The sequence below is a fragment of the Flavobacterium myungsuense genome (genome assembly GCF_042677265.1).
Classification (GTDB): Bacteria; Bacteroidota; Bacteroidia; order Flavobacteriales; family Flavobacteriaceae; genus Flavobacterium; species Flavobacterium myungsuense.
In genome coordinates, this window is the sequence record NZ_JBHTIZ010000026.1 from 120,351 (window position 1) to 135,864 (window position 15,514).

12 protein-coding genes are annotated in these 15,514 nt (G+C 31.8%); 8 read left to right on the plus strand and 4 right to left on the minus strand.

Translation table 11 applies throughout. The features are described 5' to 3' along the window. Nucleotides 1-155 precede the first annotated feature (155 nt). The 8 genes from ACFQ0S_RS10780 (at nt 156) to ACFQ0S_RS10815 (ending at nt 7,910) form a co-directional block, all read left to right on the plus strand. Entirely contained in the window at nt 156-1,028 is an 873-nt protein-coding gene (locus ACFQ0S_RS10780; protein ID WP_151107005.1) for a helix-turn-helix transcriptional regulator, read from the plus strand. Nucleotides 1,029-1,114: 86 nt separating this feature from the next. Continuing rightward, complete coding sequence (hemH, locus tag ACFQ0S_RS10785) at nt 1,115-2,131, plus strand: ferrochelatase (protein ID WP_379757495.1); 1,017 nt, start codon at nt 1,115-1,117, stop codon at nt 2,129-2,131. A gap of 3 nt (nt 2,132-2,134) precedes the next feature. Beyond that, nucleotides 2,135-2,680, plus strand: coding sequence for a CopD family protein (locus tag ACFQ0S_RS10790; protein WP_379757498.1), 546 nt, complete (start codon nt 2,135-2,137; stop codon nt 2,678-2,680). 2 nt (nt 2,681-2,682) lie between these two features. Next, nucleotides 2,683-4,155, plus strand: coding sequence for a sensor histidine kinase (locus tag ACFQ0S_RS10795; RefSeq protein WP_379757501.1), 1,473 nt, complete (start codon nt 2,683-2,685; stop codon nt 4,153-4,155). An 11-nt stretch (nt 4,156-4,166) separates the two neighbouring features. Continuing rightward, nucleotides 4,167-4,949, plus strand: coding sequence for an enoyl-CoA hydratase/isomerase family protein (locus tag ACFQ0S_RS10800; RefSeq protein WP_379757504.1), 783 nt, complete (start codon nt 4,167-4,169; stop codon nt 4,947-4,949). A gap of 62 nt (nt 4,950-5,011) precedes the next feature. Then, on the plus strand, nt 5,012-6,322 hold the full coding sequence (locus tag ACFQ0S_RS10805) for a hypothetical protein (protein WP_379757507.1): 1,311 nt from the start codon (nt 5,012-5,014) through the stop codon (nt 6,320-6,322). A gap of 89 nt (nt 6,323-6,411) precedes the next feature. After that, nucleotides 6,412-6,663 carry a hypothetical protein gene (locus ACFQ0S_RS10810; RefSeq protein ID WP_379757510.1) on the plus strand — a complete coding sequence of 84 codons (252 nt, stop codon included), beginning with the start codon at nt 6,412-6,414 and terminating at the stop codon, nt 6,661-6,663. 128 nt (nt 6,664-6,791) lie between these two features. Continuing rightward, complete coding sequence (locus ACFQ0S_RS10815) at nt 6,792-7,910, plus strand: ATP-binding protein (protein ID WP_379757513.1); 1,119 nt, start codon at nt 6,792-6,794, stop codon at nt 7,908-7,910. Between the two features lie 6 nt (nt 7,911-7,916). Here ACFQ0S_RS10815 and ACFQ0S_RS10820 read toward each other — a convergent pair whose 3' ends face one another. The 4 genes from ACFQ0S_RS10820 to ACFQ0S_RS10835 all read right to left on the minus strand — a co-directional run bounded on the left by ACFQ0S_RS10820 (nt 7,917) and on the right by ACFQ0S_RS10835 (nt 15,391). Beyond that, on the minus strand, nt 7,917-8,570 hold the full coding sequence (locus ACFQ0S_RS10820) for an HD domain-containing protein (protein ID WP_379757516.1): 654 nt from the start codon (nt 8,568-8,570) through the stop codon (nt 7,917-7,919). 94 nt (nt 8,571-8,664) lie between these two features. Next, nucleotides 8,665-13,098: a T9SS sorting signal type C domain-containing protein gene (locus ACFQ0S_RS10825; RefSeq protein ID WP_379757519.1), complete on the minus strand. Its 4,434-nt coding sequence runs from the start codon at nt 13,096-13,098 to the stop codon at nt 8,665-8,667. Between the two features lie 509 nt (nt 13,099-13,607). Beyond that, nucleotides 13,608-14,597 (minus strand): acyl-ACP desaturase, encoded by a 990-nt coding sequence (locus ACFQ0S_RS10830; protein ID WP_379757523.1) that lies wholly within the window; start codon nt 14,595-14,597, stop codon nt 13,608-13,610. 59 nt (nt 14,598-14,656) lie between these two features. Continuing rightward, nucleotides 14,657-15,391, minus strand: a complete 735-nt coding sequence (locus ACFQ0S_RS10835) for a lysophospholipid acyltransferase family protein (protein WP_379757526.1) — start codon at nt 15,389-15,391, stop codon at nt 14,657-14,659. Between the last annotated feature and the right edge of the window lie 123 nt (nt 15,392-15,514).

Here is a 15,514-nt window from a genome sequence, read left to right on the forward strand (position 1 = left end):
TGAGATATTTTGTCAATAAATATGATTTTTATCGTTAAATATTTTATTTTTGTACTAAAATCAATACTTATAAACTTTTTAGTTTAGATTAATTCTAAATAAATAGAAAATAAAAATTGGTTCTTTTCCGTATTCAACGTAAAAAAAATATCGCTATGAGTTCTCAGGAAGTAATAACAGTTGAAAATGATTTTACCCTAATTCGATTTCAAAACGACAGTGATGAAATGATTATTGTTGAACGTCAAGTAGATATTGGTTTGATTCAATTTCATTTTGGACTGAAAGGAAGTGCAAAATTTATTTTCAATCAAGGCAATTATACTTTGGAATTGAAAGAAGAAAAATCTTTGCTTTTTTACAATCCTCAAAAAGAATTACCATTGCACATAGAAATTGCTCCAAAATCTTGGTTGATTACTATTTTAGTTTCTATTAAAAAGTTTCATGGATTATTTTCTACCCATTCCGATCATATTCCTTTTTTGAGTGCCGAAAATCGTGATAAAAAATATTATGGTGAAGAAAATATTAGTCCGTCAATGGCAATTGTACTCAACCAAATGTTTCATTATAATTTAAATCCATCAATAAAAAATCTTTACTACAAAGGAAAAGGGTATGAATTATTGAGTTTATTTTTCAACAGAAATGAAGATCCAAATGCAGAGCAATGTCCTTTTTTAATAGACGAAGAAAACGTATTAAAAATTAAAAAAGCCAAGGAAATTATAATTTCGAATATGGCTGAACCTCCAGGATTACAGGAGTTAGCTGATCAAATTGGTTTGAATTTAAAGAAACTAAAAATGGGTTTCAAACAAATTTATGGCGATACTGTTTATGGTTTTTTATTTGATTACAAAATGAATTATGCCCGACAATTATTAGATTCTGGGTCGTACAATGTAAATGAAGTTGGATTGAAAATAGGCTATAGCACCGGAAGTCATTTTATAGCGGCTTTCAAAAAGAAATTTGCGACAACACCAAAAAAATATTTGATGTCAATTAACCCAAACAATTAATAGTATCATAAAACATTCAATAAAAAATTGTTAATTAAATAAAGAAAAAAGAAGTTTCAGTACATTTATAAAAATTAAAAACACATATGAAAGGAGTATTATTAGTTAATCTTGGATCACCAGAAAGCCCAACAGCAAAAGATGTAAAGCCTTATTTAGATGAATTTTTAATGGACAAATACGTTATAGACGTTCCGTTTTTGCTACGTGCCTTATTGGTTCGTGGTATTATTTTACAAACACGTCCTAAAAAATCGGCGGCGGCTTATGCTAAAATATGGTGGAAAGAAGGCTCACCTTTGGTAGTGATTTCTCAAAGAATGCAAAAAAAGGTACAAGCCTTAACAAATATTCCTGTCGCCTTAGCCATGCGTTATGGCACTATGACCATTTTAAAAGGATTGCAAGAACTAAAAGACAAAGGTGTAACAGAAGTGATGCTTTTCCCTTTATATCCGCAACATGCTATGGCTTCTACGACTACCATTTTGGTTTTAGCCGAAGAATTGCGCCAGAAACATTTTCCTGAAATGACCTTTACTATCGTTCCTGCTTTTTACAACAAGCCTGGATATATTAAAGCCTTGTCAAACTCTATAAAAAAGCATTTAGACACTTTTGAATACGATCATTTATTGTTTTCATATCACGGAATTCCAAAACGTCATATTCGTAAAACCGATATCACTAAATCACATTGCGCCATTGATGGTTCCTGTTGCAACACGCCTTCTCCAGCACACGAGTTTTGTTACCGCCATCAATGTTATGAAACTACAAAACAAGTAGTACAATATTTGGGAATTCCAGAAGGTAAATACAGTCAAACTTTCCAATCTCGATTGGCAGGCGACAAATGGTTGACTCCTTATACCGATGTTGAAGTAAATAAAATGCCTGAAAAAGGAATTAAGAAATTGGCAGTTGTAACTCCGGCATTTGTTTCAGATTGTTTAGAAACTTTAGAAGAAATAGCCATGGAGGCCAATCATGAATTTAAAGCTCATGGAGGCGAAGAATTTATGGCAATTCCTTGTATGAATGATGATGAAGAATGGTGTGAAACAGTTGTAGATTGGATTAAAGACTGGCAAAAAACTTAAAAAATGGAATACTACAACTACATAAAATCACTTCACCTCATCTTTGTTATTACGTGGTTTGCTGGTTTGTTTTATATTGTACGTTTGTTTGTATATCAAATTGAAGCTAACGATAAGCCTTCGCCTGAGAAAGAAATTCTTCAAAAACAATACAAAATAATGACCTATAGGTTGTGGTACATCATTACTTGGCCGAGTGCGATTTTAGCTTCGTTATTTGCAATTTGGTTATTAATTTTAATACCAACTTGGCTACAAATGCCTTGGATGCACGTTAAACTTGGGTTTGTAGTTTTACTTATTGCTTATCAACTCAAATGCCAACAAATATATACTCAATTGCAAAATGACACTTTTAAATACGGTTCTAACTTTATGCGATTGTGGAATGAAGGCGCAACTTTAATATTATTTGCAGTAGTGTTTTTAGTGATTCTAAAAAATGCTTTTAACTGGATTTATGGAGTTCTTGGTATTTTTTTATTTTCAATAATTATTATGTTAGGGTTCAAATTTTACAAACGAATTCGAGAAAATAACAAATCCTAATTATGGCAAAAGGATTCAAAATGTCAATGCTTTCCCTTCGAATTAGGATTTTCCTTTCGATGATTGTATTGATCCTGATTGCCTCGCTTTTAATGGCTTCTATTTCTATTATTCAATTTAAAAACGAAGCTAAAGAGTATCATCAGGAGCGATTAGAACGAAAGGAAACCGCCATAAAAGAGCATATAAATTATGTGCTTTCTACTACAACTTATCCGCTAACTTCAAATAATTTACCCTTTATTTTTAAAGATAAAATACATGAATTAGCACAAATTCACAATCTTGAAATTAATATATACAGTTTAAACGGAAAGCTTTTAAAATCATCTAAAGCTTCTTTTTCTATAGACAGTGTCTCTCCTCCTATTCCTAAATACATTCTGAAACTCGTACAATCATCTATTGAAAAAAGATACGTTGATATCAAGAATATAGATGGTGTGAAAAATCGTTCGTCTTACAGTCAAATAAAAGATGAAAAATTCAAACCTTTAGGGATTTTAAATTTACCTTATGTAGAAGACGATGGTTTTTATGACAAAGAATTACAAAGTTTCCTAATTCGATTAGGGCAAGTATATTCCTTTATGCTAGTAATTGCTTTTGCTTTGGCTTATTTTCTTTCTACCTATATTACACAATCGCTAAAAACAATTTCGGACAAATTGAGCGAGACGAGTCTAAACCAAAAAAATGAAAAAATTGTATTGGAAGCTAACAGTAAAGAAATTAATTTACTGATAAAAGCATACAATATTATGGTTGACGAACTAGAACAAAGTGCTACAAAATTAGCGCAAAGCGAACGAGAAGAAGCATGGCGAGAAATGGCAAAACAAGTAGCTCATGAAATTAAAAATCCGTTAACACCAATGCGATTAACGGTTCAAAGTTTTCAACGAAAGTTTGATGCCAATGATCCAGATTTAAAACAAAAGCTAAAAGATTATTCAGAAACTTTGATTCAGCAAATTGACACGATGAGTTCAGTAGCTTCTGCATTTTCGAACTTTGCTTCGATGCCGGCACAACAAAATGAAACTTTGAATGTAGTTGAAGTTGTAGAGTTAGCTTTGGATATTTTTAACGAAGATTATATTGTTTTTGAAAGTCTAGAAAAAGAAATTATCTCTAAGATGGATCGTACACAATTAATTCGAATTATTACTAATTTAGTAAAAAATGCTATACAAGCTATACCTCTAGAAAAAACAGAAAAAAAGATTGTTGTAACAGTAAAAAGAGTTGTAAATGATGTTCAGATTTCAGTAAAAGACAACGGAATAGGAATTGAAAAATTCAATATAGATAGAATTTTTGAACCTAAATTTACTACAAAAAATAGCGGAATGGGTCTTGGTTTGGGAATTATAAAAAACATTATTGAAAATTATAAAGGAACAATTACATTTGAAACTCAATACGGGAAAGGAACTACTTTTACAGTTTCCCTTCCTATAATTAACTCTTAATTTTTTTATAAATGAACTACTCAAATATAGTACTTTCCTCAGAAAATAATATAGCAACTATTACCATAAATCGGCCTACAAAACTAAATGCTCTCAATTCTGAAACTATTCAGGAATTGCATGATACCTTCAAATCATTAGAAAACAATTCCGATATCCGAGTAATTATTTTAACCGGTAGTAGCGAAAAAGCTTTTGTTGCTGGAGCCGATATTGCTGAATTTGCCCACTTTTCTATTGCTGAAGGAGCTCAATTAGCAGAGCAAGGACAAGAACTTTTATTTGATTTCATCGAAAAACTGAAAAAACCAGTCATTGCAGCTATTAATGGTTTTGCTCTTGGCGGAGGTTTAGAATTAGCCATGTCATGCCACTTTAGAATAGCTTCAGATAATGCTAAAATGGGGTTGCCTGAAGTTTCTTTAGGATTAATTCCTGGCTATGGTGGTACGCAACGCTTGCCTCAATTAGTTGGTAAAGGGCGCGCAATGGAAATGATTATGACCGCCGCAATGATTGATGCTACAACGGCAAAAAATTATGGTTTAGTCAATCATGTAGTGACTCAAGCCGAGCTTTTAGAATTCACAAAAAGTATTGCAACAAAAATTATTAAAAATTCTCCATTAGCCATTAGCAAAGCGATTAAAGCAATCAATGCCAATTATAAAGACGGTGTAAATGGTTTTGAAACCGAAATTAGAAACTTCGGAAAATGCTTTGGAACCGGAGATTTTAAAGAAGGAACTACTGCTTTTTTAGAAAAAAGAAAGGCTGAGTTTATAGGAAAATAAAGAAAGTCTTCGTTATTCAGTTCTTAATAATCAATTACCTTAAAAATTATGAAATTATCATTATGAAAAGAATTACGTATTTGTTGTTTTTTGCATTTTTATCGACGTTTAGTTTTACACAAAATATTCCTTTTAAAATTCAAAAAAGCGAAATTTTTAAAGATGAATTTAAAGAGTCAAATATTGTATTATCCGAAGTGGATGAAAACGGAGGGGTTTTGATAGTTCGTACATATAAAGGCAGTGGGATTTCTTCAAACGCTGGATACTATTTTGAGCATTATGACAGTAATTTAAATCTCATCAATGAATTTGATTTTCAATTAACACACACTAGTTCTCAAAAATATGCGGTTACATTTGGGGTCTTTAAAACCAAAAATGCAATTAGAATTATTGAAATGTATTACGATGTTATCGAGAAATCATATATCTGTATGGCTAATTCAATTAGCAAAATTGATTTTAAAGAAGAAAAAAAAGAATTATTTAGGTTAACTCGTGATGAAATAAAACAATATGGGAGTTTCTCACTTTCAAATTTATCTAAAGATAAAAACGACAAAAAATTAGCAAGTGAAACAAACGGTTATTTTACGGATACCTCCAATGGAATTGCAATTATAGCAAATGAAAATGTATTTTCTATTGCAATAGATTTCATGAGCATAGATAATTCTGAAACCTTAAAATTGTTTTTGTTTGATGACAACTTAAATAAAAAAATGGAACATCTTTATAAGAAACAAATTAAGGATAGCAATCATGTGTTTCAAAATATTGATTTAGCAAAGGATAATAATTCTGTATATTTACTAAGCAAATCCTATTCTGAGGATGTAAAAAATAAGGATGATGGCGGGAAATATCAATTTGAAATTACAAAATTTACGCAGAATAAAGAAGAAACTAAATCTTTCGATATAAAAAATCATTTCATTGGTTCTTTGAAATCCATTGTTTTTAATAAAAAAATAGTTTGTATAGGCTTTTATTCAGACTCAAAAGAGAATAAATTTAAAGGCGTTAGTTATTTTGAAATTGATCCAAATAATCTTGAGATAAATCTTTCAAAATTTAACCCATTCACAGAACAATTTATTATTGATAAATACGGAACAGTTAAGGATAAGGAATTAGTGGACTTAAATTTTAAAAATATATTAATCACTCCTGAAAATGACATCATTTTAAATGCAGAGGAGTCTTATGCTACTTCTAGTGCTAGTGGGGGAGGATATGGTGGTGCTGGGTTTGGCGGAGTGAATATGGGTGGAGTGAGTGGCAGACTCTATTTCGGAGGGATTTATGGAGAAACATTCAATCATTTTGACGATATTGTAAGTGTAAAATTAACTCTGAAGGCGATTTAATGTGGGCAAGAAATATTAATAAAAAGCAAAACGACACCTCTGCTTTTAGTCAAACTTCTTATTCTTCCATTTTAAACTAAAATAACGATTTGTTTTTCTTTATTAATACGAAAGAGAAAATAAAAGATATAAGTAATAATCGGATTGATTTTAAAGGAGTTAGAAATCTAAATGTCATCCAGATAAGCAAAAACGGCGATTTTGAATATCAAAAAATCCTTGACGAAATAGAAAACGAAGTGCCTTTTATGGTTTCAAATGGGATTAAATCTGGGAACTCTATTTTCTTCTTGGGTAGAAAAGAAAATAAAAAACAGCTATTAAAAGTTACTTTAGAGTAAACCAATCCACAAAATATCAAATTATTATATTTTTTTAATATTTAAATATCGTATAATTATGTTTTTTTAATGTTGAAATATCATATTATTATGTTTTTTAGTACATTTGCACTGTAAATAAATGTAAAATGATACATCGAACACAACAAAAAGAAATAGATTCTTATCTTTTTAAAGGGAAGGCAATACTCATATTTGGCGCAAGACAAGTAGGAAAAACATCTTTAATAAAAAATACCATAACGAACAATTCCTATTTGTGGTTGAATGGCGATGAACCCGATACCCAACTTTTACTCGAAAACATTACAACAGACAGGTTGAAAGTATTAGTTGGAAACCATAAAATTCTTGTAATTGACGAAGCGCAAATGATTCATAATATTGGATTATTAATCAAACGAATGGTCGATAATTTTCCGGAAATTCAAGTAATTGCCTCTGGGAGTAGTGCTTTTGAACTTGCTGATAAGACCAAAGAAAGCATGGTTGGACGAAAAGAAGAACTACAACTTTTTCCATTTAGTTACCAAGAAATGGTCAATCATACGAACTTCATTGAAGAAACAAGATTGGTACCTCACCGATTGGTTTTTGGATATTATCCGGAAGTGGTTAATAATCCCGGAAAAGAAGAAAAAACTCTTAATGATTTAGTAGATGGTTTTTTATATAAGGACATTTTGAATCTTGAAGGTATAAAAAAATCAGCTCCTTTGCAACGATTGGTTCAAATGTTAGCCTTTAGAATTGGCAGTGAAATCAATTATAGTTCGTTAGGGAATGATTTGGGAATAAACCGAATAACTGTTGAAAAATATATAGACATACTCGAAAAAAACTTCATTGTTTTTAGTTTGAACGCTTTTAGCAAAAATCAAGATAATGAGATTAGAAAAAGCCGAAAAGTATATTTTTGGGATAATGGTTTGCGAAACAGAATCATCAAAAATTTTACACCAATAGAATTACGAGATGATGTAGGAGCCTTATGGGAAAATTTTGTAATTAGCGAAAGAAAAAAGAAATTATCCTATGAAAATCAATACAAAGACACTTATTTTTGGCGAAATACACAACACGCAGAAATAGATTTTTTAGAAATAAAAAACAATGAAATCAATGCTTATGAAATAAAATACAATCCAAATGTAAAAGTAAAATTTACTAAATCTTTTACTTCTATGTACAACCCAAAAACCACTCAAGTTATTCATAAAGAAAATTTTTGGGATTATTTATTATAGATAAAATTACTTTTCACCATCCCATTCTGCATAAAATTGCGACAAGAATAACTCCATAAAATGATGTCTGTCATGGGCTATTCGTTTCCCTGTTTCTGTATTCATTTTATCTTTTAATAAAAGTAATTTTTCATAAAAATGATTCAAGGTTGGGGCATCACTATTTTTATATTCCTCTTTACTCATGTGAAGATTTGGAGCAATGATCGGATTATATAAAGGTCTGTTTTTAAATCCCCCGTAATTAAAAGTTCTAGCAATGCCAATAGCTCCAATAGCGTCTAATCTATCGGCATCCTGAACAATATCTAACTCTATAGATTGAAATTGTTTTTCAAAATTACCCCCTTTGTAAGAAATGTTTTTAATGATAGAAACAACATGAAAAATAATTTCTTCGGAAACGCTTTGAGATTCTAAAAATTCACGAGCTTTCTTTGGACCAATATTTTCATCACCATTATGAAACTTGCTATCGGCAATATCGTGAAGTAATGCACTTAAAGCTACTACTGTTGCATCACATTTCTCGTTTTTTGAAATAGATAGCGCATTTTTATATACTCTTTCTATGTGAAACCAATCGTGTCCGCCTTCAGAATCTTTTAATTCGTGTTTTACAAAAAGGACAGTTTTATTAATTAAATCTGTTGTGTTCATATTTGTTATTATCGCTACAAAGATAATGTGTTTAAAAAACAAAATCCGTATTGCTACGGATTTTAAAACTATTTTAATAAATACATTAACATCTTTAATTCATTATCTTCTGAGAAATTACTTTACCGTTTTCTAAAACAATTTTAGCGATATAGATTCCGTTGGAGTAATTAAAATCAGAAATAAATTTATTACTTGTAGCATTATTATTAAAAGCAGCTACCGTTCGACCTGAAATATCAAAGATTGTTACTTTACTAATAGTTGAATTACTAGAAATAGTTAACTTTCTATTTTTAATATATGCAATTGCGTTTGTGTTTTCAAAATCATTTGATTTTAAAGATTGATTTATATATACTAATTTAAATCTTTCGTTGTCCTCGAGTGTAGAAGCTGTAAAGGTATACGATGACTCTTGAAGATTATGATACGTATTTAAAAATTTATCGTATAAATAAATTGGTGTTCCGTCGTTAAATATTCCTTCTTTATTTGACAATGTTATTGTTAAAACTTGGGGTGTAGTTGCTACTTGTTTAATTCCTAATGGAACTTCATCTGATGAGTCAAAAGGTACTCTTCCGTTTATGGATAATTTTTCTTTACCTAATAACGAATACAATTCTATTGAAGTTTCTCCCATTCTGTGTGCATCAAACATTCTATCATAATCATTAGTTGCGTCTTCAAGATACCCAATCAAAATTTGACTGTTGAGCCTTACTCCATCTGTTATGTTTATCCAATATCTATCTACAACATCTTTAGATTTTCTGTAAAACATGGTGTTTTTATCTGTTGCTCTCATGTAGTTTTTAAAAACTGCAGTTCCATTAGTCATAACCCTAACAAAGAAGCCTTGGCCCGATGGAATTTTTCCGTCAGGAGTTAGTCCGTTTGCAGGAGTAGTTGAACCTGTAAGATTCCAAACAGCATAATCCGGATCTTGATAAGCACCTGTTCCTGGGTATTGAGTTGCAGAAGTCCAGAAAAACAATGATCCCTCTAAATTTGAGTTACTTGGATCAGTAAGAAATTTATAGCCATCTACTGAACACGGATATGGGTTGGCTAATAAAGCACCATTATTATAATTTGTAGGATTGGTAGCATAATCTTCTTGGCTTACAGGCACTGTTACAATTCCATTATTGGCGGTTCCGTTTATTTGCCAACTTGTAGTTCCTCCAGCACCAACATTCCAAGGTGGTAAATTAGAAACTCTAAGAATAAATCCTTTTCCCACACTCATATCACCGGAAGTCAATGTTCTCCATCCTCCACCTGGACCAGATTGTCTCCAATATCCTAAATCAAAAGGAGAAGGCTTTGTACTGAACATGTTTTCATCTATTGGTGTGCCCCAATATTCATAATCCCACTTTCTTTTTAAGCCTGTTGTTTTTAAATGTTCTATGTAAGCCAACTCTGGTTTTTCATCACATCGTTGTACTAAGTTTCCAGAACTAGCAATAACAATCTTTCCTCTGCCTATCCCTGTGCCTAATGTAGTAACAGAATTTAATACTTCTATATAATCATCAGGTCCAATAGTTACTGTAACTCCATTGTTTACAGTCATATCATTACAGTTTATATCGCCGCTTACAGCAGTAGAATAATTTGCTTCAAATAATATATCATTTTTTTTACTTGGAGGAGTCGTTATTGTCCAAAAAGGTGATTTTCTCCAGTTTGCACCATCCCATTTTTTTAAACCATCCGAAGCGCCAATTTTAACACTAGAAACATAAAATAAACTTGTTCCTGGTAAACTGTTTTTAGATGAATTCCCGGGACTTGCTATTGGTGCATTGTTATGATTTGGATTCAGCAATACTCCAGAAGAAGTAACTTTATTCTTATTAATATCTCTATGATAAATTAAACTAGATGCATCAGAACAGTTTCCATTTGTACTTACCCATGCTAACATCGCTATAGCTACTCTATAATCGCCCGAACATGTTGGACAACCTATAGGATTTACAGGAGTATTTATTGCATTAACTGTTCCGGTAACTGGATCTGTATAATCTTTATATTTTGTTATAACATTAGGTGCAACATCTATACTTGAGTTATAGCCCCCATCAGATGTTGAACCTGATGCATTACCGCCAGAAGCTACAAATGGTATATTTGAACCTATAGTTGCAGAAGAATTCACTAATGTAAACTTACCGTTTGTTTGCGAAGTAAATAGTAAACTTGCTGGCGGTAATGGAAAATCTGTTTCTATTGGATCTGCTGTTGTGGCGGCATTATAAACATAACTCCAACTGCTGCAACCACAAACCGTATGGGTTCCTCTTGTGAAAACTTTGGTTTCTGTTCCAACATTAAAAGTCAATCCTGGATCCTGGATCCCAAAATCAAAATTAGAATTATTTGTACTTCCTAAAGCTCCGTCCATATCAAAAACCCTATTCAAGCCAAAAATTGGATTACCGTTTATGTCTTCTACTAAAACTCCCATATAGGATTCAAAGATTCCGCTAGTATTTGCTGCTGTTGGATTATAATTCCCGTCATTTATATCTTGTTCGCCAACAGAGGTAACAGTGATCACGTTAAATGAAGCAGAAAAAGGAGATGTTCCTAATTTATACCAATCATACGTAAATCCGCCATCGTCAGCTGAAAAATAAATTTGTACAATATAGGTTCCGTCTCCTTCAGAAGTACCTAAACTATTTTGGCCAGCACTTATTGTGGTAAGCAACTCACTTATTTCCCATTTTCTGTCAGCTCCATTACAACCGTTACCTGGAGCACCAATATTTACTAGTGATTTAGATGAATATACTGGAGGAGTATTTCCACTTTTAAAAACCCTGTAATACATAGTTGCATTTGTGTAAACAGTTCCTGACTGAATAATGTTACCTCCTATTTGAAAGTTTTGCCCTTGAGAGATTGACCCAACTACAGGCACTCCTACTGCTAAATCTGAGGTTTGTCCTGGGTCACATGTTGTATTTAATTTACACCCATAATATTGTGTCCCAGCACCATTCAATTTAAAAAAGGCTTTACCTGAATAAGTAGGATTTATAATAACTGCAAGTGTTTGCGGTGCACTAGTACCAAAACCATTTCCTGCAGTTACAGTAATGTTTCCGCTTTGACCTACTGTACCTGTTGTAACAGTTATTGAATTTGTTCCAGCTCCTGCTGTAATTGTCCACCCCGCTGGAACAGTCCATGTATAAGTTGAGGCTCCTGCTACAGGGAGCACACTATATACTTGTAAAGTTGTTGTAGAGTTTTGTGAAACTGTTCCTGATATTGCTAAAGGCATTGTTGGAGGACCATTTACTACTGTAACCGCTAGGGTTCTAGCGGAACTTATTCCGCAAATACTTTGTGCGGTTACACTAATATTTCCGTTTTGCCCTGTTGTTCCAACAGTTACTAAAATTGAATTGGTTGTTCCTCCACCAGATTGTGTCCATCCTACAGGTAAAACCCAATTGTAGGAAGTTGCTCCTGCTACAGGAAGTATGCTATAGGCTTGATTTGTTGCGCTATCAGATTGAACAGCAGTTCCTGTTATAGCTAGTGGAACAGAAGGAGTACTATTAATTGTAAAAAAAGAAGCACTTGAACGAGTGAAATCCATTTGTAATCTTGAAAATGAAGTGTTTCTGTTTGGTGTAATATTTATACCATCGGCCATAATTCCTAATCGAATGGTTTTACTAATGGCAGAAGCTGCCAAATAAGTTGCAGTTCCTCTGAGCACAACATAACATCTTAATCCTCCTGTAGTATTTTGGGGAATTGCAATGTTTAAAGCATCATTACCATATTGATTATTTGAAGTAGAATTTCCACCGTAATCTCCATAGAGTATAGTCGACGATTCAGATCCATCAAAGACTTCTGCGCCTGTTGCAGGCTCATAGTACAACATAAATGCGGCATTATTTATATCAGTGCCTTCTGAGGCTGAACCGTCATTAGATAGCCATAACCTATTTAGAGCCTGACCGGCTGTGTTTTCATTAGAAATAGTAAATGTTAATACCACATTTGAATTTGCAGATGAATAGCAAACATTGCTTGTTAAAGCATCTGTTTTAGGATCTACATCTACAACAAAAAAAGACCGCTCATTAAAACACTGAACCGTTGGTGTCATATTAGTATGTGAGTAACCTGGACAATATTGAACAAAAACTGAAGAATACAAAATATTTCCAGCGACCATTGCGTTTGTTGAATTATCATAATTGGTTGTTGAATCATCACCCCTAGCACAACTTCCTGATCCCGAATAATTGTATTTAGTAACATTTGGGCCTCCTAAGAACGTACGAACGCCGTATTGAAAAATATTACCAAAACCTCCATTCCCAATTAGAAAGTTTGTAGTTGTTGCGTCTTTTTCTATATATCCATATTGTCCGTATCCGCCAGTAGTTCTAATTAATGGCTGCGAAAAAGATAGGTTTCCAATTAAAAAAAATGCAATTAGAATTAAACCTAAGCTTTTTGAGTTTAAAGTAAAATTTTTCATATGCTGTATTTTAAGGAAATAATTGTTTTAAGTATAAAAGGCTTCTGCCTAAATCTCTTAAAATCTTTAATCCTATAAAATTTTATCTAAATTTTTATTGATAAAAAAATAAAACAAGCTTGTTTTTATACAATTACAGATTTTTGAGATTATAAATTTAAATTAAAAAAATTAATTTTTACTTACATTACCTGTAATGCTTTTTGCGAAAACGTTTTCGTGTTGATAAGTTTCTACATATCATAGCTTTAATTGTTGAAATATGAAAGTGTTAATAGGTAAAACATCTGTTTTAAAGTGTTTCACAAATTGCTCAGAAATCTATATCAAAGATATAATACTTGTGAAAAAAGATATTTTATGGTAGTATTTTTACAAAAAAAATGGAAGCGCCAATTTTATAAATTTTTTGCAAACTTTAAGTGGTGTATTGCTGTATTCATATGAAAACTAGACGTAAAAAAATCCTTTCTTATTTAAAAAAGGATTTAATAATATTTCTATTTATACTATCGGACTACTGCTGGTTCAACCCATTTAAAAATATAGGAGTCCTCAGGAATTATTAATCTTTCAGAAATTTTAGCCATTCTTGCTGGCAATTTCATCAAATAATCTCTAGCTTTTTCGGCTTCGTCAGTTAAGCCACCTATTTTATCTATTTCCCATTTTTCAATAAGCTTTTGCATAATTTCTACATAATCACTTGCGGTATATACACCAATTCGTTGAGCAGAGTCTGAAAATTGCTCGAAAGCCGTACTTATTTTCTGACCTGATTCTCTTAAAAAATGAGCAGGCATAACTATTTTTTGCTTCATCATGTAATTAAAGGCTAACATCATTTCGCTCGGGTCTACTTTAAAAATTTGATTAACAAATTCGCTGTAGGCCAAATGATGACGCATTTCATCTCCCGCAATCATTTTACACATTTTAGATAATTTATTGTCACCATAATTTTTAGCCAATTGCGAAACTCTGTTATGAGACACATAAGTCGCAAGTTCTTGAAAAGAAGTGTATACAAAGTTTTTGTATGGGTCTCTACCTGTTCCAATATCAAAACCATCGTTAATTAAATGCTGTGTTGTTATTTCAACCTCGCGCATATTTACTCGCCCAGACAAATACAAATATTTATTCAACAAATCTCCATGTCGATTCTCCTCTCCTGTCCATTGTCGAACCCACTTAGACCAACCGTTTCTCTCTACATTATCTACTCCTTCTACTTCCATCAACCAAGATTCATAAGTTGGCAAAGCTTCTTCAGTTATGGTATCGCCTACCATAGCTACCCAAAAATCATAGGGTAAATCTTTTGCTATTTCACGCAGTTCCTTAACTTCTTCAAAAAAAGTATCACTTTCAGAATTAGGTAAAAAATCAGAAGGTTGCCAAATTTTTTCTACCGGAATTAGATATTGATCAACAAATCCGTCAACCTTATTTTCTAGAAACTGCATTACCTCTAGACGAATGTTTTTAATAGACATTATTCATTTTAAATTTAGGATTTTAGATTTAGGACTACTAAAACTAAAATCTGATTATATTATTTTATTATTCCTTGAACAATACTTTGTTCGGTTTGTTTCATAAGCTCATCAAACGACAAATCTTTTACAGAGAGTGGTTTATGAACTACAAAGGTAAGATGATTTCCTAAACCAAGCGGGAAAAATCCGTATTTAAATATTTTCCAAGAGTTATTTATAGAAACAGGAACTACAAATGCTGATGGTGCATATTTACATAATATTTTTAATCCTGTTTGTGAAAACTCTTTTGGAGCTCCAGTCTTAGATCTTGTTCCTTCGGGAAAAATTACAGCTGAACGTTTGTAAAGTTGAATGTATTCTGATAATTTTTTAATATTTGGAACGGCTTGTTTAGGGTCTTTCCTATCTATAAGAACTGAACCTCCATGACGTAAATTATAAGAAACACTGGGAACTCCTCTTCCTAATTCTTTCTTACTTACAAACTTAGGATGAAATTTTCTAAAAAACCAAATTATAGCAATAATGTCAAATAAACTCTGATGATTGGCCACAAAAATAATTGGTACTCCTTTTGGTATATCTTCTCGATTTTCTACTTTATAAGTAGTACCTAAAACATGTCCAATTCTTACAAGAACAAAATTAAGATAGTCTACACTTTTTTTATGTGCCTGATACCCAAATAAATTAAAACATATCCACTGTAAAGGATGAAAAATCACCAATGTTAAAAGAAACAATAATAGGGCAATTAATGATATTGGATACGAAATGATTTTTTGCATTAAACGAAAATATATTGACAAAAATAAGAAATAATTTTTTGTTTGTTTACAATTTATAAAAATGTCTGTTCTTTATATCATCACCTCTTGCAACTTCAAAAAAAATAAGTAATTTTACTAAAA

Coding starts and splice junctions, on each gene's coding strand:
- ACFQ0S_RS10780 (WP_151107005.1), top strand. CDS start 156: ATGAGTTCTCAGGAAGTAATAACAGTTGAAAATGATTTTACCCTAATT.
- hemH (WP_379757495.1), top strand. CDS start 1,115: ATGAAAGGAGTATTATTAGTTAATCTTGGATCACCAGAAAGCCCAACA.
- ACFQ0S_RS10790 (WP_379757498.1), top strand. CDS start 2,135: ATGGAATACTACAACTACATAAAATCACTTCACCTCATCTTTGTTATT.
- ACFQ0S_RS10795 (WP_379757501.1), top strand. CDS start 2,683: ATGGCAAAAGGATTCAAAATGTCAATGCTTTCCCTTCGAATTAGGATT.
- ACFQ0S_RS10800 (WP_379757504.1), top strand. CDS start 4,167: ATGAACTACTCAAATATAGTACTTTCCTCAGAAAATAATATAGCAACT.
- ACFQ0S_RS10805 (WP_379757507.1), top strand. CDS start 5,012: ATGAAAAGAATTACGTATTTGTTGTTTTTTGCATTTTTATCGACGTTT.
- ACFQ0S_RS10815 (WP_379757513.1), top strand. CDS start 6,792: ATGATACATCGAACACAACAAAAAGAAATAGATTCTTATCTTTTTAAA.
- ACFQ0S_RS10820 (WP_379757516.1), bottom strand. CDS start 8,570: ATGAACACAACAGATTTAATTAATAAAACTGTCCTTTTTGTAAAACAC.
- ACFQ0S_RS10825 (WP_379757519.1), bottom strand. CDS start 13,098: ATGAAAAATTTTACTTTAAACTCAAAAAGCTTAGGTTTAATTCTAATT.
- ACFQ0S_RS10830 (WP_379757523.1), bottom strand. CDS start 14,597: ATGTCTATTAAAAACATTCGTCTAGAGGTAATGCAGTTTCTAGAAAAT.
- ACFQ0S_RS10835 (WP_379757526.1), bottom strand. CDS start 15,391: ATGCAAAAAATCATTTCGTATCCAATATCATTAATTGCCCTATTATTG.